The organism is Nocardioides scoriae (assembly GCF_900104965.1).
GTDB classification, from domain to species: Bacteria; Actinomycetota; Actinomycetes; order Propionibacteriales; family Nocardioidaceae; genus Marmoricola; species Marmoricola scoriae.
Map to the genome: position 1 here is coordinate 2,898,919 of NZ_LT629757.1, position 19,747 is coordinate 2,918,665.

The 19,747-nt window shown below is 74.1% G+C and carries 18 protein-coding genes; 8 read left to right on the forward strand and 10 right to left on the reverse strand.

The genetic code is table 11. The annotated features are described in order from the left end of the window. Window positions 1-112 precede the first annotated feature (112 nt). The 5 genes from zwf (at window position 113) to mmuM (ending at window position 5,778) form a co-directional block, all read left to right on the forward strand. Window positions 113-1,651, forward strand: coding sequence for a glucose-6-phosphate dehydrogenase (gene zwf / locus BLU55_RS13760; protein WP_231916877.1), 1,539 nt, complete (start codon window positions 113-115; stop codon window positions 1,649-1,651). Between the two features lie 22 nt (window positions 1,652-1,673). Beyond that, complete coding sequence (edd, locus tag BLU55_RS13765; protein ID WP_091730727.1) at window positions 1,674-3,587, forward strand: phosphogluconate dehydratase; 1,914 nt, start codon at window positions 1,674-1,676, stop codon at window positions 3,585-3,587. Next, complete coding sequence (gene eda / locus BLU55_RS13770) at window positions 3,580-4,239, forward strand: bifunctional 4-hydroxy-2-oxoglutarate aldolase/2-dehydro-3-deoxy-phosphogluconate aldolase (protein WP_091730729.1); 660 nt, start codon at window positions 3,580-3,582, stop codon at window positions 4,237-4,239. The genes edd and eda overlap by 8 nt, the downstream gene beginning before the upstream one ends. A gap of 163 nt (window positions 4,240-4,402) precedes the next feature. Next, a complete protein-coding gene (locus BLU55_RS13775) occupies window positions 4,403-4,840 on the forward strand; it encodes a DoxX family protein (RefSeq protein ID WP_231916878.1) in 438 nt (145 codons plus the stop codon). Window positions 4,841-4,857: 17 nt separating this feature from the next. Beyond that, entirely contained in the window at window positions 4,858-5,778 is a 921-nt protein-coding gene (mmuM, locus tag BLU55_RS13780; protein WP_172833914.1) for a homocysteine S-methyltransferase, read from the forward strand. On the opposite strand, the gene BLU55_RS13785 is transcribed toward mmuM, so the two are convergent. Next, window positions 5,775-6,296, reverse strand: a complete 522-nt coding sequence (locus tag BLU55_RS13785) for a GNAT family N-acetyltransferase (RefSeq protein WP_157682862.1) — start codon at window positions 6,294-6,296, stop codon at window positions 5,775-5,777. The two genes, mmuM and BLU55_RS13785, sit on opposite strands and share 4 nt — an antisense overlap. 110 nt (window positions 6,297-6,406) lie before the next feature. On the opposite strand from BLU55_RS13785, the gene BLU55_RS13790 reads away from it, so the two are divergent. Both BLU55_RS13790 and BLU55_RS13795 read left to right on the forward strand, forming a co-directional pair. Beyond that, the gene (locus tag BLU55_RS13790; RefSeq protein WP_231916879.1) at window positions 6,407-8,044 is read left to right on the forward strand and encodes an amidohydrolase; all 1,638 of its coding nucleotides are present in this window, start codon (window positions 6,407-6,409) and stop codon (window positions 8,042-8,044) included. A gap of 83 nt (window positions 8,045-8,127) precedes the next feature. After that, a complete protein-coding gene (locus BLU55_RS13795) occupies window positions 8,128-9,756 on the forward strand; it encodes a peroxidase family protein (RefSeq protein ID WP_091730737.1) in 1,629 nt (542 codons plus the stop codon). A gap of 82 nt (window positions 9,757-9,838) precedes the next feature. Here BLU55_RS13795 and BLU55_RS13800 read toward each other — a convergent pair whose 3' ends face one another. Then, window positions 9,839-10,756 carry a LysR family transcriptional regulator gene (locus tag BLU55_RS13800; protein WP_091730739.1) on the reverse strand — a complete coding sequence of 306 codons (918 nt, stop codon included), beginning with the start codon at window positions 10,754-10,756 and terminating at the stop codon, window positions 9,839-9,841. Between the two features lie 93 nt (window positions 10,757-10,849). On the opposite strand from BLU55_RS13800, the gene BLU55_RS13805 reads away from it, so the two are divergent. Then, on the forward strand, window positions 10,850-11,962 hold the full coding sequence (locus BLU55_RS13805) for a TDT family transporter (protein WP_091730741.1): 1,113 nt from the start codon (window positions 10,850-10,852) through the stop codon (window positions 11,960-11,962). Between the two features lie 10 nt (window positions 11,963-11,972). Here the strand turns inward: BLU55_RS13805 and BLU55_RS13810 are convergent, their stop codons facing one another. The 8 genes from BLU55_RS13810 to BLU55_RS13845 all read right to left on the reverse strand — a co-directional run bounded on the left by BLU55_RS13810 (window position 11,973) and on the right by BLU55_RS13845 (window position 19,742). After that, window positions 11,973-12,203, reverse strand: coding sequence for a hypothetical protein (locus BLU55_RS13810; RefSeq protein WP_091730743.1), 231 nt, complete (start codon window positions 12,201-12,203; stop codon window positions 11,973-11,975). Beyond that, the gene (locus tag BLU55_RS13815; RefSeq protein WP_091730747.1) at window positions 12,200-13,201 is read right to left on the reverse strand and encodes an LLM class F420-dependent oxidoreductase; all 1,002 of its coding nucleotides are present in this window, start codon (window positions 13,199-13,201) and stop codon (window positions 12,200-12,202) included. The genes BLU55_RS13810 and BLU55_RS13815 overlap by 4 nt, the downstream gene beginning before the upstream one ends. 28 nt (window positions 13,202-13,229) lie before the next feature. Continuing rightward, on the reverse strand, window positions 13,230-13,952 hold the full coding sequence (locus BLU55_RS13820) for an HAD family hydrolase (RefSeq protein ID WP_231916880.1): 723 nt from the start codon (window positions 13,950-13,952) through the stop codon (window positions 13,230-13,232). Between the two features lie 86 nt (window positions 13,953-14,038). Then, on the reverse strand, window positions 14,039-15,484 hold the full coding sequence (gene eat / locus BLU55_RS13825) for an ethanolamine permease (protein ID WP_091730749.1): 1,446 nt from the start codon (window positions 15,482-15,484) through the stop codon (window positions 14,039-14,041). Between the two features lie 84 nt (window positions 15,485-15,568). Then, a complete protein-coding gene (locus BLU55_RS13830) occupies window positions 15,569-16,543 on the reverse strand; it encodes an NADPH:quinone oxidoreductase family protein (RefSeq protein ID WP_091730752.1) in 975 nt (324 codons plus the stop codon). Window positions 16,544-16,580: 37 nt separating this feature from the next. Then, window positions 16,581-17,840, reverse strand: coding sequence for a M15 family metallopeptidase (locus BLU55_RS13835; RefSeq protein WP_091730755.1), 1,260 nt, complete (start codon window positions 17,838-17,840; stop codon window positions 16,581-16,583). Between the two features lie 76 nt (window positions 17,841-17,916). Then, window positions 17,917-18,678 carry an ABC transporter permease gene (locus BLU55_RS13840; protein WP_091730757.1) on the reverse strand — a complete coding sequence of 254 codons (762 nt, stop codon included), beginning with the start codon at window positions 18,676-18,678 and terminating at the stop codon, window positions 17,917-17,919. After that, a complete protein-coding gene (locus BLU55_RS13845; RefSeq protein WP_091730760.1) occupies window positions 18,675-19,742 on the reverse strand; it encodes an ATP-binding cassette domain-containing protein in 1,068 nt (355 codons plus the stop codon). Before BLU55_RS13845 ends, BLU55_RS13840 begins: the two co-directional genes overlap by 4 nt. Between the last annotated feature and the right edge of the window lie 5 nt (window positions 19,743-19,747).

Consider the following 19,747-nt stretch of genomic DNA (forward strand, 5'->3'; position numbering starts at 1 on the left):
GCCGCCGAAAGACCTAATGGTGCTTGCGCATGCACCTAACCCTCCCTACCGTGAAGTCTCGACCCGAGCACACAGAGAGTCCTCGATGTCCCTTCACACCGGTCCTTCCCCCGTGACCGACGCCCGCCCGGGCACCGCCACCGCGACCACCTCCCCCCGCAGCACCTCGCGCCCCTCCGCCTCCGGCAGCAGCACGGCCTCGCCCGTGCCCCCCGCCGACATCGTCGTCTTCGGCGGCACCGGCGACCTGGCCGTGCGCAAGCTGCTGCCCGCCCTCTACCTCCGCGACCGCGACGGCCAGCTCCCCGAGCAGACCCGCATCGTCGCCACCTCCCGCGCCGGCCTCGACGAGGCGGGCTACCGCGACAAGATCCGCGGCGACCTGCCCGGCTTCGTCCGCGACGAGGACCACGACGACGCCGTCGTGGACCGCTTCGTCGAGCGGCTGACCCACGTCAGCCTCGACATCGCCGACGAGGACGGCTGGGCCGGCCTGGTCGCCGAGCTGCCGGACGCCGACAAGGTCCGCGTCTTCTACCTCGCCATCGCGCCCTCCCTCTTCGGCCCGGTCAGCGACCGGCTCGCCGCCGAGGGCCTGGTCACCGCGCAGTCGCGGCTGGTGCTGGAGAAGCCGCTCGGTCACGACCTGGCCTCGGCCCTGGAGATCAACGACGCCGTCGGTGCGGTCTTCGAGGAGCACCAGATCTTCCGGATCGACCACTACCTCGGCAAGGAGAGCGTCCAGAACCTGCTGGTCACGCGCTTCGCCAACACCTTCCTCGAGCCGCTGTGGAACGCCACGTGGGTCGACCACGTGCAGATCACGGCGGCCGAATCGCTGGGCGTCGGCACCCGGGGCGGCTACTACGACGGCTCCGGCGCGCTGCGCGACATGATCCAGAACCACCTGCTGCAGCTGCTGTGCCTCGTGGCGATGGAGCCCCCGACGTACGTCGGCCGCGAGACCGTGCGCGACGAGAAGCTCAAGGTCCTCCAGGCGCTCAAGCCCCTGGTGGGCGTGGACGTCGACTCCCACGTGGTCGCCGGGCAGTACACCGCCGGTCTCGTCGAGGGCGAGGCCGTCAAGGCCTACCGCGACGACGCCGAGGCGCCCGCCTCGACCACCGAGACCTTCGTGGCCCTCAAGGCCGAGGTCTCCAACTGGCGCTGGGCCGGCGTGCCGTTCTACCTGCGCACCGGCAAGCGGATGGAGAGCCGCTTCTCCGAGATCGTCATCCAGTTCAAGGACGTCCCGCACCCGATGTTCCCCGACGCCGACGGCGTCAGCGAGCCCAACCGCCTGGTGATCCAGCTCCAGCCCAACGAGGGCATGAAGCTGCACCTCACGGCCAAGGAGCCCGGTCCCGGCGGCATCCGGCTGCGCCCGGTGTCACTCGACCTGAGCTACGCCCAGACCTTCGACCAGCCCTCGCCCGAGGCCTACGAGCGGCTGCTCATGGACGTCGTGCGGGGCAACCCGACGCTGTTCATGCGCCGCGACGAGGTCGAGGCCGCCTGGCGCTGGATCGAGCCGATCCACGAGCGCTGGGCCCGCCCCGAGCACGCCCCGCGCCGCTACCCCGCCGGCACGACCGGCCCCTTCGCCGCCACCACGCTGATCGAGCGCGACGGCCGCTCGTGGCACGAGTGAGCAGACCCGAGGAGACAACGACATGAGCACCCCTCCCAAGCTCCACCCCGTCCTGGCCGAGGTCACCCGACGGATCACCGAGCGCAGCCGCACCGAGCGGACGGCGTACCTCCAGCGCCTCGACGAGTCCGCCACCCGCGGCCCGATGCGCACCAAGCTGGCCTGCGCCAACCTCGCCCACGGCTTCGCCGCCTCCGGCGAGGTCGACAAGGCCGCGCTGCGCGGCAAGGTCAAGCCCAACGTCGCGATCGTCTCGGCGTACAACGACATGCTCTCGGCCCACCAGCCCTTCGAGAGCTTCCCGGCGCAGATCAAGAAGGCCGTGCTCCGCTCTGGCGGCATCGCGCAGTTCGCGGGCGGCGTGCCGGCGATGTGCGACGGCATCACCCAGGGCCGCGACGGCATGCAGCTCTCCCTCTTCAGCCGCGACGTGATCGCGATGTCGACCGCGATCGCGCTCTCGCACGACATGTTCGACGCCACCGTGATGCTGGGCGTCTGCGACAAGATCGTCCCCGGCATGCTCATCGGCGCGCTGTCCTTCGGGCACCTGCCGGCGATCTTCGTGCCGGCCGGGCCGATGACCTCCGGGCTGCCCAACGACGAGAAGGCCCGCATCCGCCAGGCGTACGCCGCCGGCGAGGTCGGCCGCGAGGAGCTGCTCGAGGCCGAGTCGGCGTCGTACCACTCGGCCGGCACCTGCACCTTCTACGGCACCGCCAACAGCAACCAGATGCTGATGGAGGTGATGGGCCTGCACCTCCCGGGCGCGAGCTTCGTCAACCCGGGCACCCCGCTGCGGGCCGCGCTGACCGACGCCGCCGCCGAGCGGGCCACCGCGCTCACCGCGTGGGGCGAGAGCTTCACGCCCGTGGGCCGCATCGTCGACGAGAAGACGATCGTCAACGGCTGCGTGGCGCTGCTGGCCACCGGCGGCTCGACCAACCACACGCTCCACCTCGTGGCCATCGCCCGGGCGGCCGGCATCACGCTGACCTGGGACGACCTGTCGGACCTGTCGGCGGTGGTGCCGCTGATGGCCCGCGTCTACCCCAACGGCAAGGCCGACATCAACCACTTCCACGCCGCCGGCGGGCTGGCGTTCACCGTGCACTCGCTGCTCAAGCACGGGCTGCTGCACGACGACGTCCTCACCGTCGCCGGCCACGGCCTGTGGCGCTACACCAGCGAGGCCAAGCTCGACGGCACCCGCGTCACCTGGGAGGAGGGGCCCAAGGCGTCCCTCGACCTCGACGTGCTGCGCGGCGCCGACGACCCGTTCAGCCGCGACGGCGGCCTGCGGATGCTCGACGGCAACCTCGGCCGCTCGGTCATCAAGACCTCCGCGGTCAAGCCGGAGCACCGCCAGGTCAAGGCCCCCGCCCGGGTCTTCGACGACCAGCTCGACTTCCTGCAGGCCTTCGAGGACGGCACCCTCACCGGTGACTTCGTCGCGGTGATCCGCTTCCAGGGCCCGGCCGCCAACGGCATGCCGGAGCTGCACAAGCTCACCCCGGCCCTCGGGGTGCTGCAGGACCGCGGCCAGCGCGTCGCGATCGTCACAGACGGCCGCATGTCCGGCGCGTCCGGCAAGGTGCCCGCGGCCATCCACCTCACCCCCGAGGCCTCCGTCGGCGGCCCGCTGGCCCGGGTCCGCGACGGCGACCTCGTCACCCTCGACGCCGGCGCTGGCGTCCTCGAGCTGCACGTGCCGGCGTACGACCTCGAGCAGCGGGAGGTGTCGCGCGCCGACGACAGCCGCGTCTGGGGCACCGGTCGCGAGCTGTTCGCGTCGTTCCGCAGCAACGTCGGCCCCGCCGACGAGGGCGCGAGCGTCTTCCCGGCGTTCGAGTCCCCCCTGCCCGTCTCCCACGGCGCCTCCTCGCACGACGAGGCCGCCGCCCACCACTTCGAAGCGGAGTCCGACGATGACTGAGCCCACCCCCGTGTCCACCCCTGCCACCACCGGCTTCGGCGGCCTGCTCGACCGCGTCCCGGTCGTGCCCGTCGTCGTCCTCCACGACGTGGAGCAGGCCGTGCCCGTGGCCCGGGCCCTGCTCGCCGGCGGCGTCCCCGTCATCGAGCTGACCCTGCGCACCCCCGCCGCCCTGGCCTGCGTCGAGCGGATCGCCGCCGAGGTGCCCGAGATCCTGCTCGGCGTCGGCACCGTGGTCACCCCGGCCAACGCCAAGGACGCCCTGTCGGCCGGCGCGCAGTTCCTCGTCTCCCCCGGCACCACCGAGACCCTGGCGGCGGCCATGCAGGAGACCGGCCTGCCGCACCTGCCCGGCGCGGCCACCGTCAGCGAGGTGCTGCGGCTGCTCGAGCTCGGCTACGAGGAGCTGAAGTTCTTCCCCGCCGAGCAGGCCGGCGGCGCGCCCTTCCTCAAGTCGCTCGGCGCCCCCGTGCCGCAGGCCCGCTTCTGCCCCACCGGCGGCATCACGGCGGCCACCGCCGCGTCGTACCTCTCGCTGCCCAACGTCGGCTGCGTCGGCGGCAGCTGGATCACCCCGGCCGACGCCGTCGCCACCGGCGACTGGGCCCGCATCACCGAGCTGGCCGCCGAGACGACGTACCTGCGCCCCTGAGGCACCCCGGCCCCGACGGGCGTCCCTGGTCTTCGGCGGAGGACCGGGGGCGCCCGTCGGCAGCCCCACCCGGAGCTCGGCGACCTCAGCGACCTCAGCGACCTCTCAGCCACCACCCCTACCGTTGACGCCTCGACCGTCCCCGAACGACAAGGACCGCCTCGTGGCCTCCCGCTCGCTGCTCGGACAGCGTCTGTCCACCCCTGCTCGTGACCTCGCCCTGCTGCTCGCCCGCGTCGGGCTCGGGGTCGTCCTGGTCGCCCACGGCTGGCAGAAGGCCACCACGGGCTTCGCCGCGACGGCCGACGGGTTCGGCTCGATGGGGATCCCGCTGCCGGAGGCGGCGGCGGGCTTCGCGATCGGGGTGGAGCTGGTCGGCGGGGTGCTGCTGGTGCTCGGGCTGCTGACGCCGGTGGTCGGGGTGCTGGTGCTGGCCAACATGGCCGGTGCCTGGTGGTTCGCGCACCGCGACGCGGGGCTGTTCGTCACCGAGGGCGGCGGCGAGCTGGTGCTCGTGATCGGCGTGCTCGGGCTGGCGCTGGCCGCGGTGGGGGCGGGGCGGATCTCGCTCGACCACGCGCTGCTGCGCCGGCGCGCCTGACGCGAGAGGATCGGGGGGTGAGCCCCCGTCCCGACACCGACCTGGTCCGCCACCTGGACGACGGCGGCGTCGTCGTCCTCGACGGCGGGCTGTCCAACGCGCTCGAGGACGACGGCGCCGACCTGTCCTCGGAGCTGTGGACGGCGCGGCTGCTGCTCGACGAGCCGGAGCGGGTGGCGGCGGTCCACGAGGCCTACTTCCGGGCGGGGGCCGACGTCGCGACGACGGCGACCTACCAGGCCAGCGTCCCGAGCCTGCTCGCCGCCGGCCTGGACCGCGCGGAGGCCGAGGCGCTGCTGGCAGCGGGCGTCGGTGTCGCCCGCGAGGTGCGCGACCGGGTCGCGGCCGAGACCGGACGCACCCTGTGGGTGGCCGCCTCCGTGGGGCCGTACGGCGCGGTGCTCGCCGACGGCTCGGAGTACACCGGCCGCTACGGCCTCACCGCTGCCCAGCTGCGCGACTTCCACGCGCCCCGGCTCGAGCTGCTCGCGGCGGCCGGGCCCGACGTGCTCGCCGTCGAGACGGTGCCCGACCTCGACGAGGCCGCCGTCCTGGTCGAGCTGCTCGACGACCTCGGGCTGCCCGCCTGGCTGTCCTACAGCGTCGCCGGCGACCGCACCCGCGCCGGCCAGCCCCTCACCGAGGCGTACGCCGTCACGGCCGGCCGCACCCACCTGGTCGCCGCGGGCGTCAACTGCTCGGCCCCCGTCGACGTGGCCGGCGCGGTGCGCACCGCGGTGTCCGTGACCGGGCTGCCGGCGGTCGCCTACCCCAACCGCGGCGAGACCTGGGACGACGAGGGCCGGCGCTGGAACGGCGACGGCGCCTTCGACCCGGGCCTGGTGCCCACCTGGGTCGCGGCGGGCGCGCGGCTGGTGGGCGGCTGCTGCCGCGTCGGGGCGCGCGACGTCGCCGCGATCAGGCGCGCGCTGGCCTAGAGGTCCACGACGTCCCCGACCAGCCGGGCGTGCAGGTGCTCGTCGTGGGCCACCCCGTCGCCGTAGACGTACGACGCCCGCAGCGTCCCCTCCACGACGAACCCGGCCGCGAGCGCCACCCCGCACGACGCGCCGTTCCCGACGGCGTGGAACAGCTGCAGCCGGCGCAGGCCGTGGACGTCGTACGCCCGGGCGCTCGCCGCCAGCAGCCCCGCCACCGCCACGCCACGCCCCCGCTCGGCGGGCAGCACGCGGTAGCCGAGCTCGCCGGTGCCCTGGCCGTGGTCGACGTCGAAGAGCGAGACCGTGCCGAGCAGCCGGTCGTCGTCGGGGTCCGCGACCACCCAGGTCTCGCCGTCGGGGGTGCGCCGGTTGCTGCGCACCCGCCAGCCGGTGACGTCGTCGTCGGAGGTGCCGGGGTTCCACAGCCGGGTCCCGGGGTCGGCGAAGAGCAGCCGCAGCGGCGCGTCGTCGCGGGGCGCGAACGCCCGCAGCCGCACGACCGGTCGTGCTGGCACGTCTCCTCCTGGTGGCCGGGGCGGGGCGGGCCCACCGGACAGGTGCCCATCTGCTCACGCCCGGGCGCCGGGCACAACCCGGACCGGCACGACCGGGCATGATCGGGGGCGTGACCGCCGCGCCGCCCACCGCCTTCGTCCACGCCCGCCTCTTCGACGGCCGGCGCCACCGCGGCGACGCGGGGCCGGTCGTGGTCCAGGACGGGCGCGTGGTCGCGGTCGGCGGCGAGGTGCCCAGCGGCGCACGGGTCGTCGACTGCGCGGGCGGCCTGCTCAGCCCGGGGTTCACCGACGCCCACGTCCACACCGTCCAGGGTGGCCTGGAGCGGGTGCGCTGCGACCTGTCCGAGGACACCTCCCGGGAGGACTACCTCCGCACCGTGCAGGCGTACGCCGCCGCGCACCGCGACCGCCCCTGGGTCCTCGGTGGCGGCTGGGCGATGGCGGCCTTCCCGGGCGGCACCCCGCTCGCCGCCGACCTCGACGCCGTCGTGCCGGACCGGCCGGTCTTCCTGCCCAACCGCGACCACCACGGCGCCTGGGTCAACAGCCGGGCGCTCGAGCTGGCCGGCATCACCCGCGAGACCCCCGACCCGCCCGACGGCCGCTTCGAGCGCGACGCCGAGGGCCACCCGACCGGCACCCTCCACGAGGGCGCCATGGCCGCGGTCGTCCGCGTGCTGCCCCGCACCACCGCCGCGGAGTACGACGCCGCCCTGCTCGAGGGCCAGTCCCACCTGCACTCGCTCGGCGTGGTCGGCTGGCAGGACGCGATCGTGGGCTCCTACGCCGGGATGGACGACCCGGGGCCGGCGTACGTCCGGGCCGCGGAGCGCGGCACCCTGACCGCCCACGTCGTCGGCGCCCTGTGGTGGGACCGCGAGCAGGGCGTGGAGCAGGTGGGCTCGCTGGTCGAGCGGCGGGCGGCGTACACCTCGGGACGGTTCCGCGCCACGAGCGTCAAGATCATGCAGGACGGCGTCGCGGAGAACTTCACCGCGGCGCTCGGCGAGCCCTACCTCGACCGCTGCGGCCACGCCACGAGCAACCGCGGCCACTCGTTCGTCGATGCCGCGGCGCTGGCCGAGGCCGTCGGGGCGCTGGACGCCCAGGGCTTCCAGGTCCACGTGCACGCGATCGGCGACCGGGGCGTGCGCGAGACCCTGGACGCCTTCGCCACCCTCCCGCGCACCGGCCCGGCGCGCGACCTGCGCCACCACGTCGCGCACCTGCAGCTGGTCGACCCCGCCGACGTGCGGCGCTTCGCCGAGCTCGGTGTCGCCGCCAACGCCCAGGCGCTGTGGGCCTGCCACGACGACCAGATGGACGAGCTCACCATCCCGTTCCTGGGCGAGGAGCGCACCCGCTGGCAGTACCCCTTCGGCGACCTCGAGCGGGCCGGCACCCGGCTGGTCATGGGCAGCGACTGGCCGGTCAGCTCGCCGGACCCGCTGGCCGCGATCCACGTCGCGGTCAACCGGTGGGAGCACGGCACCGACGCGTCGCGCCCCTTCCTGCCGGAGCAGGCGATCAGCCTGGAGTCGGCGTTCGCGGCGTACACCAGCGGGTCGGCGTGGGTGGACCACCGCGACGACGCCGGCCACCTCGCGCCCGGGGCGGTGGCCGACCTCGTGCTGCTCGACCGCGACCCGTTCGCGGGCGAGGTCGCCGACGTCGGCGCCACCCGCGTGGTCGCGACCTGGGTCGACGGGCGGCTGGTCGGGGGCGAGGACCCCGGCGACGCCTAGGGCAAAAACGGACGTCTCCGACTCGTATCTGGTCGGCACCTGCCCGCTCTGGTAGGACGAGCACCAGACAGGGAGGCACCACCATGGCCGCAGGACACGCCAAGCACGGCTCGGAGACGTTCTTCATCGAGGGCGAGGGCGTGCTGAGCACGCAGGTCGGCGGCCGGCGCGGCGAGGACGCCGACCCGGTCAACGCCTCCTCGGCTCCCCGGCGCAGCGCCCCGACCCCGCTGGCGGCCGGAGCCGCACCGCCGTTCCGGTTCTCCCGGATGGGCCCGAAGGGTCCCACCCTGCCCCTGGGCGTGGCCCGCAAGCTCGCCCGCGCCATGACGGTGGGCGGCGGCGGGACGGCCGGCAACGTCCCCGCCGGCTACACCTACCTCGGCCAGTTCGTCGACCACGACCTGACCCTCGACCGCACCGCGCTGATGACCAGCGGCGAGATCGACCCGGCCACGCTGCTCAGCGGTCGCAGCCCCTCGCTCGACCTCGACAGCGTCTACGGCGCGGGGCCGGGCAGCGAGGGCTCCCTGGTCTTCTACGCCGCCGACAAGGTGCACCTGCGGGTCGGCGACACCCAGAAGGAGAGTGGCATCGGGGTCAAGAAGGGCCACGACCTGCCCCGCGTCGGCACCGGTGGCGCAGCGGCCGCCCGGCGCGCCCAGATCCCCGACGCCCGCAACGACGAGAACCTCGCCGTGGGCCAGACCCACCTGGCGTTCCTGCACTTCCACAACCGGGTCGTCGACGCGCTGCCCGCGAGCACGCCGCCGGGCCAGCGGTTCCGGCTCGCGCGTCGGCGCACGACGCTGCACTACCAGTGGGTGGTGCGCCACGACTACCTGCCGCGGATCTGTGACCCGGCCGTGCTCGACGACGTCTGGGACCACGGCCGCAAGGTCTTCGAGGCGGCCGCGACGCCGATGTCGGTGCCGACCATGCCGGTCGAGTTCTCGGTCGCCGGCTTCCGGATGGGCCACAGCATGATCCGCGAGTCCTACAACTGGAACGCCGTCTTCCCCGACGGCGCCGGCTCGCTCGACCTGCTGTTCTTCTTCTCCGGCACCGGCGGCGACCTCGGCGGCAACCAGAAGCTGGTCAGCACCTGGATCGCCGACTGGCGCCGGATGTACGACTTCCCGGCCGGAGGCCGACCCGCGCTGGCCGCGCCCGGCAGCGGCGTCAACCGGGCGATGCGCATCGACACCCGGCTGACCGACCCGCTGGCGTTCCTGCCCCCCGGCAGCTTCGGCGGCGACGACTCGACCCCGCCGATGCAGCACAACCTGGCCTTCCGCAACCTGGTGCGCGGCAGCCTGGTCCGGCTCGCCACCGGCCAGCAGATGGTGGCGCGCCTGCAGGCCGCCGGGGTGGCGGTCACGCCGCTGACGAAGGCGCAGATCCTCACCGGGAAGAACGGCGCCGCCCTCGACCAGCTCACGGCCGCCGAGCGCGACGCGGTGGCGGCCCGGACGCCGCTGTGGTTCTACGTGCTGCGCGAGGCCGAGCTCAACAACGGGCGGCTCACCGGCGTGGGCGCGCGGATCCTGGCCGAGACCTTCCACCGCGCCATGGAGGGCAGCCGCGTCAGCATCGTGCGCGAGCCCGCCTGGCGGCCCAACATCGCGGGCGCGCGGGAGGGCAGGTTCGAGATGACCGACCTGCTGTTCTTCGCGTTCGGCACCAAGGCGGAGCTGGCTCCGGCAGGCTGACCGCTGACAGCACCAGGACCCGGGACGTGCCGCGACGGGGGCGGCACGTCCCGGGTCCTGCTGTGCCTGCTGGCGACGCCCCTCAGCCGGTGCGGGCGAGACCGACCAGCTCCCGGACCGGACCGGCCGGCGGCTGGCCGCTGCCGAGCCAGATCGCCCGGATGCTGCGCCTCAGGTCCAGGCCCGGGGTGGGCACCCGCACGAGCTGTCGGCCCTCGAGCTCGCGCTCCACCACCCGTCGCGACACGAAGGCCGGCGCGCTGCCCGCCACGACCGCCTCGCGGACCGCGGTCGAGGTGGTCAGCTCGATGACGCTGGTCTCCGGCTCCAGTCCGTGGGCGCGCAGCGCGACCTCCAGCACCTCGCGCGTGCCGGAGCCTGCCTCGCGGCCGGTCAGCCCGAGCCGGGCCACCTCCTCGGGGGACAACCCACGGCGCCGGCGCACCAGCGGCGACCCGGGAGCCGCGACGAGGACCAGCTCGTCGTCGGCGACCACCTGCGAACGCACCCCGGCCGGGGCGCGGGCGCCCTCGACGAACCCGACGTGGGCCGCGCCGTCGACCACCGCCGCGACCGCCTGCCGGGAGTTGACGGCCGCCAGGCTGACCGACGTCGGCCGCAGCCCCTCGGCCACCTGCCGCTGCCGGAGCAGGACCAGCCACCGGGGGAGCAGCGTCTCGGCGACCGTCATGCTCGCGGCGACGTCGAGCTCGCGACCCCGCTCGCCGCGCAGCCCCTCGATGGCGTGGTCCACCTCCTCGGCCACGTCGAGCAGCCGCGTCGCCCACTCCACGACCACCACGCCGGCGCTGGTCAGCTCCGAGCCCCGGGCCCCGCGACGCACCAGCACCAGGCCGGTCTGCGTCTCCACGGCACGCAGCCGCTCCGACGCCGCCTGCTGGGTGATCCGCAGCTGTCGCGCGGCGGCCCCGATGCTGCCGTGCCGCCCGACGGCGACGAGCAGCCGCAGGCCCGGGAGCTCGGGCACGTGAGTGGTCACAGGCACCACCTTAGTCCAGGCACAAGCCTCACCTGTGGGACCACAGGGACGCGGAGGCTACCGAGCCGTCGCCCGGCCGGACACGATCGAGTCATGGCCACCACGAACGCACCCGCCCGGCCCCTGCTGCCGGCCCTGCCCGGCTTCCGCGTCGACCTCGACGGACGGCGACCCCTGGCCCACGTCGGACCGAACTGGTTCGCCACCGTGATGGGCACCGGCATCGTCGCCAACGCCGCGGCGACGCTGCCCGTGGACGTGCCGGGGCTGCTGGTCGCCGTGCGCGGTATCTGGGTCCTCGACGTGGTCCTGCTCGTGGTCGTCGCCGCGGCCACGGCCGCCCACTGGCGGACCCACCCCGAGACGGCCCGGGGACACCTGGCCGACCCGACGATGCGGCACTTCTACGGCGCGCCCGCGATGGCGCTGATGACCGTCGGCGCCGGTGCCCTGCTGGTCGGGGTGCCCGTGGTCGGCCCCCACGTCGCGGTGGCCCTGGCCGGGACCCTGTGGACCGCGGGGACGACGCTCGGCCTGTGGACGGCCGTGGCCGTGCCCCTGCGTGTCCTGGCCACGCCCGGTCCGGCGCCCGCGTCCGGCGCCTGGCTGATGCCCGTCGTGCCCCCGATGGTGAGTGCCGCGACCGGTCCGCTGCTGCTCCCCCACCTGCCCGCGGGCCAGTGGCGCCTCACCCTGCTGCTCGCGTGCGGCGCGCTGTTCGGCGTCACCCTGGTCACGAGCCTGCTGGTCGTCTCGACGATCTGGTCCCGGCTGGTCCGCCACGGGGTCGGGCCCGCTGCGGGGGTGCCGACGCTGTTCATCGTGCTCGGTCCGCTGGGTCAGTCGGTCACCGCCGCCCACGCCCTCGGGGAGCAGACGGGTGCGACCGGTGCGGCGATCGCCCTCGCGTACGGACTCCCGGTCTGGGGCTTCGCGATGCTCTGGCTCGTGCTGGCGACCGTGGTCGTCGCCCGCACGGTCCGCGAGGGGATGCCCTTCTCCCTGGCCTGGTGGTCCTTCACCTTCCCCGTCGGGACCGTGGTCACCGGCACGTCGGCGCTGGCCGCCGCCACGGGAGCGACCGCACTGGCCGGGCTCGCGACGCTGCTGTACGCCGCGCTGGTCGGCGCCTGGGTCGTGGTGGGCGCCCGGACCGCCCGCGGCGCGTACCGCGGCGGGTTGCTCCGGGCGCCCGCGACCACCTGAGACGACCGCCTCAGAGCAGGGTGGCGACGTCCTCGCGACCACCGCGGTCGTCGATGTGGGTCGCCAGGGCCTGGCGGGTCTCCTCGCTGACCTCGATGCCGGCCTCGTCGATGGCCTTGTCGAGCTCGGCGCGGATGACCTCGGGGGTGGCCGACTCCTCGTAGGAGACGACCCGGTCGTAGACGGCCTGGAGGACCTCGACGCGCGGGTCGTCGGAGGAGGTGAGGGTGTTGTCGTTCATGACGATGCCTTTCGGAGCTTCTCGAGCAGGGGCTGGGCCACCTCGGTGAGGAAGGCCTCCTGGGTGTCGCCGCCGATCTGGACCAGGGCGACGTCGGTGAAGCCGTTCTCCCAGAACGGCCGGACCGCCTCGACGATCGCGTCGAGGTCGGGCCCGCAGGGGATCGACCCCGCCACGTCCTCGGGACGGACGAACTGGGTGGCGCCGGCGAAGCCGGCGGTGGTGGGCAGGTCGGCGTTGACCGCCCACCCGCCGGCGAACCAGCGGAACTGGTCGTGGGCGCGCTCGACCGCCGCGGACTCCGAGGGGTCCCAGCAGACCGGGATCTGGCCGACGGCGCGAGCCGCGCCGCCGTTCTTGGCGCGCCCGATGGTCGGGGCGCCCTCGGCGGCGTTCCACGCGGCGACCAGGTCGCCGTCGGGCTCGGTGGCGACCAGGTGGTCGGCGAGCGGGGCGAAGCGCTCGACCGCCCGCGGGCCGCCGGCCGCGACGCCGATGTCGACGCCGCCGTCGGGCAGGTCCCAGATCCGGGCGGAGTCGACCTGGAAGTACTCGCCCCGGTAGTCGACGAGCTCGCCGGTGTGGAGCTCCCGGATGATCTCGATCGCCTCCTGGAGCATCGCCTGGCGGTCCTGCACCGCGGGCCAGCCGGTGCCGACGACGTGCTCGTTGAGGCTCTCCCCGCTGCCGAGACCCAGGGTGAAGCGGCCCTCGGCGAGCAGCTGCACCGTCGCGGCCTTCTGGGCCACGACGGCCGGGTGGTAGCGCACGGTCGGGCAGGTCACGTAGGTCATCAGGCCGACCCGCGAGGTGGCGTGGGCGACCGCGCCCAGCACCGACCAGGCGTACGGCGCGTGGCCCTGCGCCGAGAGCCACGGCGAGTAGTGGTCGCTCATCACCTCGAAGTCGAAGCCGGCGTCCTCGGCGCGCACGGCGTGGTCGACGAGCTGGCGGGGACCGGCCTGCTCGGTCATCAGGGTGTAGCCGAAGGAGGTCATCAGGGGTGCCTTTCGCAGGGGACGGGGGTCAGGAGGGAGAGGTCACGGGCCGCAGGTGCGGCACCAGGTCGACGTCGAGCAGGTCACCGGGGACGTCGACGACGAGCACCGCGCCGGCCTCGCCCAGCTCGGCCTCGCTGAAGCCGCCCGAGCGCAGCGCGATGCACGCGAGGCCGGCCCGGGAGGCGGCCTCCACGTCGTACGGCGTGTCCCCGACCATGACGGCGCGCTCGACGTCGAGCCGCGCCAGCGTCGCGTGCAGCAGGTCGGGCTCGGGCTTGGAGGCGTCGACGTCGGCGTTGGTGGTCAGCACCGACACGGCGTCGGCCACCCCGAGGGAGGCGACGGCGTGCTCGGCGAACCGGGCCTCGCCTGAGCTCGCCAGCGCGACCGTCCAGCCGGCGGCCGCGAGCGCCTGCACCAGGTCGCGCGACCCCGGCAGCGGGTCCACCTCGGCCTCGAGCTCGGCGTACTCCTCCTGCCACGCGTCGCGCAGGGTGTCGCCGAGCCGGCGCTCCACCTCGTCGCCGGCGACGTGGCCGACCAGCTTGTCGCCGCCCATGCCGACCGCGCGGTGCAGCCGCCACAGCGGCAGGTGGAGCTCCTGGCGGTCGAAGGCGCGCTGCCAGGCGATGGCGTGGTGGTAGGTCGAGTCGACCAGGGTGCCGTCGATGTCGAACAGGACGGCGGCGTTCGCGGGAGGGATCGGGGGCTCCTCGGGGAGGGGGGACGTCCCGACCGAGGTACCCACTCCGCCCCGGTCGGTGCACCCCGACCGCGTCGCGCACGTCACGCACGACCCGCGAGGACGCCCTCCTCGGGAGCCGGGCAGCGGGCCTACTTCAGGCCCTGCTCCCCGCTCTCGATGGCCGCGAACTCCTCCTCGGGCGCGCTGGCGACGAGGTGGTGGCGGCTGTAGAACCAGAAGTACGCCAGCGCGGCCACGAACACCGCGGCCGTGATGCCGGCCGCGAGCGGGTCGACGACGAAGGTCGCGACCACCGCGACGACGCTCAGCACGAGCGCCAGGCCGGTCGTCGCGACGCCGCCCGGGGTCCGGTAGGGCCGCTCGAGGTCGGGCTCCTTGCGCCGCAGCAGCACGTGGCTCAGGTTGAGCAGCACGTAGGACACAGTGGCGCCGAAGACCGCGATGTTGATGAGCAGGGCGCCGTCGCGGAGCACGGCCGCCAGCACGAACCCGATGGTGCCGGGCACCACCAGCGCGACCCAGGGGGTGTTGCGGCTGCCGGTCAGCGAGAGCACCCGCGGCAGGTAGCCCGCCCGCGAGAGCGCGAACAGCTGGCGGGAGTAGGCGTAGATGATCGAGAAGAAGCTCGCGACCAGCCCTGCGAGGCCGGCGTAGTTGACCACGTCGGCCAGCAGCGAGCCCTCACCGCGGACGGCGCGGATCGCCTCCGGCAGCGGGTTGTCGCTCTCGCGCAGGGTCTCCGACCCCGCCGAGCCGGGCACGAGCACCAGGATCAGCGCGGCGAAGACGACCAGCGTCAGCACCGCGACGATGATGCCGCGCGGCATGTCGCGCGCCGGGTCGCTGCTCTCCTCGGCGGCCAGCGGCACGCCCTCGACGGCGAGGAAGAACCAGATGCCGTAGACCAGGGCGGCCACGACCCCGGCGGCGCCGTACGGCAGCAACGAGCTCGACATCGCCGCGCCCGGGTCGGGGGTGATGTCGAGCAGGTGGTCGACCGAGAACGACGGCGCCAGCCCGACCAGCGCGGCCACCAGGGCGGTGACGGCGATCGCGGTGATGCCGAACATCAGCTTGAGCGCCTCGCCGACGCCGTAGAGGTGGACCCCGATGAAGACCACGTAGGCGGCCAGGTAGACCGGCCAGCCGTTGGTGAGGCCGAACAGGCCCAGCGCCTCGACGTAGCCCCCGATGAACACCGCGATGGCGGCGGGTGCCACGGCGTACTCGATGAGGACGGCCATGCCCGTCGCGAACCCGCCCAGCGGTCCCATGGCGCGGCGCGCGAAGCCGTAGCCGGCGCCGGCCACCGGAAGGGCGGAGGACATCTCGGCCAGGCCGAAGACCATGCAGGTGTACATCAGCCCCATCAGGGCGGTGGCGATGAGCAGCCCGCCCCAGCCGCCCTCGTCGAGACCGTAGTTCCAGCCCGCGAAGTCACCGGAGATGACGTAGCTGACGCCCAGGCCCGCCAGCAGCACCCAGCCGGCCGCGCCGGACCTCAGGCGGCGCTGCTCGTGGTAGCTCGCGTCGACGTCCGAGGAGGTCTGGCCGTCCGAGGTCGCACTGGCCATCGTTGCCTCCGAGGCAGACAGGGGAAGGAGGTCCCGAGTCTGGGGCCGGGGGTGGCGGCGGTCAAGGAACGCCGGGGCGCCCGGCTACAGCAGCACGACCGACTTGCCCAGCGTGCGGCGCTCGGCCATGTCGACCAGCGCGCGACCGAAGTCCTCCGCGGCGTACGTCGCACCGACCGGCGGGGCGATCACGCCGGACTCCATCATCGGCAGGATCTGCTCCCACTGCCAGCGCATGTAGCCGGGGCGGGCCATCGCGTAGGCGCCCCAGCCGACGCCCCGGACGTCGACGTTGTTGAGGAGCAGCCGGTTGACCTTGACCTGCGGGATGGTGCCGCCGGTGAAGCCGACCACGAGCAGCCGACCGAGCGCGCCCAGCGAGCGCAGCGAGTCGGTCATCAGGTCGCCGCCGACGACGTCCATGACGACGTCGACGCCCTGGCCGTCGGTCAGCTCCTTCACCCGGTCGCGGAAGCCCTCGACCAGGACGACCTCGTCGGCCCCGGCCCGCCGGGCGACCTCGCCCTTCTCCTCGGTCGACACGACGGCGATGGTGCGGGCGCCGTACCCCCGGGCGACCTGGAGGGTCGCGGTGCCGACCCCGCCCGCGGCGCCGTGCACGAGCACCGTCTCGCCCTCCTGCAGGTCGCCGCGGACGGCGAGCGCGAAGTGGGCGGTGAGGTAGTTCATCGGCAGCGCCGCGCCCTGCTCGAAGCTGAGCGCGTCGGGCAGCGGGAAGACGCTCTCGGCGCCCACGGCGACGACCTCCGCGGCCCCGCCGTGGCCGAGCACCGCGGCGACCCGGTCACCGGCGCTGAAGCCGGAGCCCTCGGGCGCCGAGCGCACCGTGCCGGCGAAGTCGACGCCGAGGGTGAAGGGCAGCTCGGGCTTGAGCTGGTACTCCCCGCGGCTCAGCAGCAGGTCGGGGAAGGACACCCCGACCGCCTGCGTCTCGACCAGCACCTGCGGGCCGAAGGCCCCGTCGGCTGTCGGCTCCTCGACGTCCTCGACCGTGATCGCCCCGGGTCCGTCGAGCGTGGTCACCCTCACTGCGCGCATGCAGCGCAGGCTAGCCGTACGCCGCGGCGCGCCGCCCTCAGCCCTTGACGAGCTTGGCGAGCTCGAAGTGCATCGGGTCGGTGTAGTTCCAGTCGCCGCCCCAGGCGAAGCCCCAGTTCTTGAAGATCCGGACGACGTTGCGGTCCATCGCCCCGGCGATGCCGCGGTAGTTGTCGGCGGCGTTGAGGTCGATCGCGGTGCCGTAGGTGTGGAAGCTCAGGCCGCGGGAGGGGTCGCGGGCGATGAAGCGCGGCACGTAGCAGCCGTCGTAGGTGTAGATCTTGGCCGCCAGCCCCTCGGTCACGACCTGGGTCAGGGCGCCCCTGAGCTGCGGGAGCATCACCCGGTGGCCGGTGACGCGCCCGATGATCGGCATCGTCTCGGTGCGGATGTTGGCCGCGACCCAGGCGGGGTCGGGGTTGACGGTGCCGTCGGGGTTGGCGGTGTAGGAGAAGGACCCGACCGCGCGCGACACCGAGCCGCCGGAGAGCACCACGGTCTGGGTGGCGCCGATGTCGAGGTCGGGGCCGAGGATGAGCACGCTGGCCTTGTCGCCCGCGGCGGCCTGCAGCTTCTTGCGCACGCTCTGCGGCGAGGTGGAGCCCATCGCGACCAGGGCGGCGTTGCCGGGGACCATCTCGAGCAGGTCGCCCCACTTGGTGTTGACGACCGCGTCGATGCGGCGGGCGCTGATCTCGGGCAGCAGGCCGGCGTACGCCCCGATGTGGATGGTGCGGGCGTCGGACTCGTTGCTGATCTTGAGGAACCCGTCCTTGGTCTGCAGCTTGCGGATCCGGGGCTCGACGGCGATCTCGCCGGCCGCGACCCGCTCCCAGACGGCCTGCGTCTGGGCGGTGCCGGGCTGGGTGAAGCGGCGGAACGTCGAGGGGTCGACGGCCGCGCAGGTGACCTGGGTGTCGTCGACGTAGAAGGAGGTGAGCGCCATCGGCTCGACCTGCACGATGCCGCCGATCGCCGCGATCTCGCGCAGCGAGGCCTTGCTGAGCGGGTCCTGGCTGTAGACCAGCACGTCGGAGGAGCGGGTGGGCGGCTCGAACGGTCCGGGCTCGGCGACCGCGACGTCCTCGGTGCCGGCGCCGGGCGTGGCCTTCGAGCCCTTCGCCGCGGGGGACGCCGAGCCCGAGGTGGCCGCGGACGCGCGTCGCGTCTCCTCGGGGCCGCTGCCGCAGGCCGCGGTCACCAGCCCCAGGCCTAGCAGGGAGAGCACGTGGCGGCGGTCGAGCTCGCGCCGACCGGAGGACGCGTCGGCGACGTGGTCGTCATGCTCGTCGCACATCTGGTCGTCCTCCCCCGGACGCGGCTCACCGTCGGGCCGCTCCTGCCTGGAGCGTAGCCGCCGCCCGGAGGACCGGTCAGGCGTTCTCCCTGCGGAAGACGGCGGTGCCCCACCACAGCGCCAGCACGAACAGCGCCAGCGCCCAGGTGACCCCCCAGAGCATGGCGTTGCCGGCCACCTCCCCGGCGAAGCTGCCCCGGGTTGCGTCGACGATCCAGCGGAACGGCATGAAGTCGCTGACCCGCTGCAGCCAGGCCGGTCCGAGCGTCATCGGCAGCAGGATGCCCGAGAGCAGCAGCACCGGCATCATGACGACGTTGATGACCGGTGCCATCACGTCCTCGCTCTTGACGGTGAGGGCCAGCGCGTTCGACGCCGCCGCGCAGGCACCGCCGATGAGCAGCGTGAGCGCGATGCCGGTGACGACGCCGCCGACCGAGGCACGCATCCCCATCGCGAGGCCGAGCGCCACCAGGATGACCGCCTGGACCAGCAGCTGGACCACGTCGCGCAGCAGCCGGCCCACGAGCAGGGCGGTCCGGCTGGCCGGGGTGACGCGCTCGGCCTCGACGACGCCCTCGCGCCACTCGCCGATGAGGCCGAAGCCGGCGAAGAACGCCCCGAACAGGCCCAGCTGCACCAGCAGCCCGGGCACGAGGAAGGTGTAGGGGTCGACGTCGGCGCCGAAGCTGCTGACCAGCGGCTCCAGCAGCGGCCCGAACAGCACCAGGTAGAGGACCGGCTGCATGATGCCGATGAAGACCCAGGCGGGGTTGCGCAGGTTCATCCGCATCTGCCGGTTGAACACGATCAGCGACTCGCGGACGAAGCTGTTCATCGCTCGGCTCCCTGGAGGTCGGTGGTGGCGTGCGGACCGGACGCGGCCGGCGGCCCGCCGGGGCCGGGGTCGGGGCCGGGGTCGGGGCCGGTCTGGGGGCCGGTCTCCGCGGCGTCGCGCAGGCTGCGGCCGGTCAGGGTGAGGAAGACGTCGTCGAGGGTCGGGCGGTGCACCTCGATGGCGTCCAGCGCGATGCCGGTGCGGTCGAGCTCGCGCACCAGGCCGGGCACCGCGCGGCCGGCGCGCGCCACCCGGCCCGAGACCAGCCGGCCCTCCACCTCGACCGAGCCGGCGATGGTCGCCAGGGCGGTGGCGGCGTCGGCGAGCCGCTCGGGGTCCGCGACCTCCAGGGTGACCAGGTCCCCCGACACCGCCGCCTTGAGGTTCTCCGCGGTGTCGCTGGCCACGATCCGACCGCGGTCGATGATCATGATCCGGTCGGCGAGCGCGTCGGCCTCGTCGAGGTAGTGCGTGGTGAGGAAGACCGTCGCGCCCCGCTCGGAGCGCAGCCGCGAGATGTGGTCCCACAGGTTGGCCCGCGCCTGGGGGTCCAGGCCGGTGGTCGGCTCGTCGAGGAAGATCAGCGCCGGGTCGTGGACCAGGCCCATGACGATGTCGAGCCGCCGCTTCTGCCCGCCCGACATCTGCTTGGGCGTGCGCTGCCACAGCCCCGGCAGGTCGAGCTGCTCGAACAGCGCCCGGCCGCGGCTGGTGGCCTCGGTCCGGGAGAGGCCGTAGAGCATGCCGTGGTCGACGACCTCGTCGCCGGCGCGGGCCATCGAGTAGGTGCCGCCGGCCTGGGAGACGTAGCCGATGCTGCGGCGCACGTCCTGCGACTGGGTGGCGACGTCGAACCCGGCGACGCGGGCGGTGCCGGCCGTGGGGCGCAGCAACGTGGTCAGCATCCGCAGCGTCGTGGTCTTGCCGGCGCCGTTGGGCCCGAGGAAGCCGACGACCTCGCCCTCCCGGACGTCGAGGTCGACGCCGTCGACGGCGCGGACCTCGGCCCTGGTGCGGCCCCGCTTCGTGGTGAAGGTCTGGACGAGTCCTCGGGCGACGATCATGGGCG

Bases quoted from the DNA above. Each gene is read 5' to 3' on its own strand.
- BLU55_RS13795 (WP_091730737.1), top strand. From the start codon at position 8,128: ATGGCCGCAGGACACGCCAAGCACGGCTCGGAGACGTTCTTCATCGAG.
- BLU55_RS13805 (WP_091730741.1), top strand. From the start codon at position 10,850: ATGGCCACCACGAACGCACCCGCCCGGCCCCTGCTGCCGGCCCTGCCC.
- BLU55_RS13810 (WP_091730743.1), bottom strand. From the start codon at position 12,203: ATGAACGACAACACCCTCACCTCCTCCGACGACCCGCGCGTCGAGGTC.
- edd (WP_091730727.1), top strand. From the start codon at position 1,674: ATGAGCACCCCTCCCAAGCTCCACCCCGTCCTGGCCGAGGTCACCCGA.
- BLU55_RS13815 (WP_091730747.1), bottom strand. From the start codon at position 13,201: ATGACCTCCTTCGGCTACACCCTGATGACCGAGCAGGCCGGTCCCCGC.
- eda (WP_091730729.1), top strand. From the start codon at position 3,580: ATGACTGAGCCCACCCCCGTGTCCACCCCTGCCACCACCGGCTTCGGC.
- BLU55_RS13845 (WP_091730760.1), bottom strand. From the start codon at position 19,742: ATGATCGTCGCCCGAGGACTCGTCCAGACCTTCACCACGAAGCGGGGC.
- BLU55_RS13835 (WP_091730755.1), bottom strand. From the start codon at position 17,840: ATGTGCGACGAGCATGACGACCACGTCGCCGACGCGTCCTCCGGTCGG.
- BLU55_RS13830 (WP_091730752.1), bottom strand. From the start codon at position 16,543: ATGCGCGCAGTGAGGGTGACCACGCTCGACGGACCCGGGGCGATCACG.
- eat (WP_091730749.1), bottom strand. From the start codon at position 15,484: ATGGCCAGTGCGACCTCGGACGGCCAGACCTCCTCGGACGTCGACGCG.
- BLU55_RS13840 (WP_091730757.1), bottom strand. From the start codon at position 18,678: ATGAACAGCTTCGTCCGCGAGTCGCTGATCGTGTTCAACCGGCAGATG.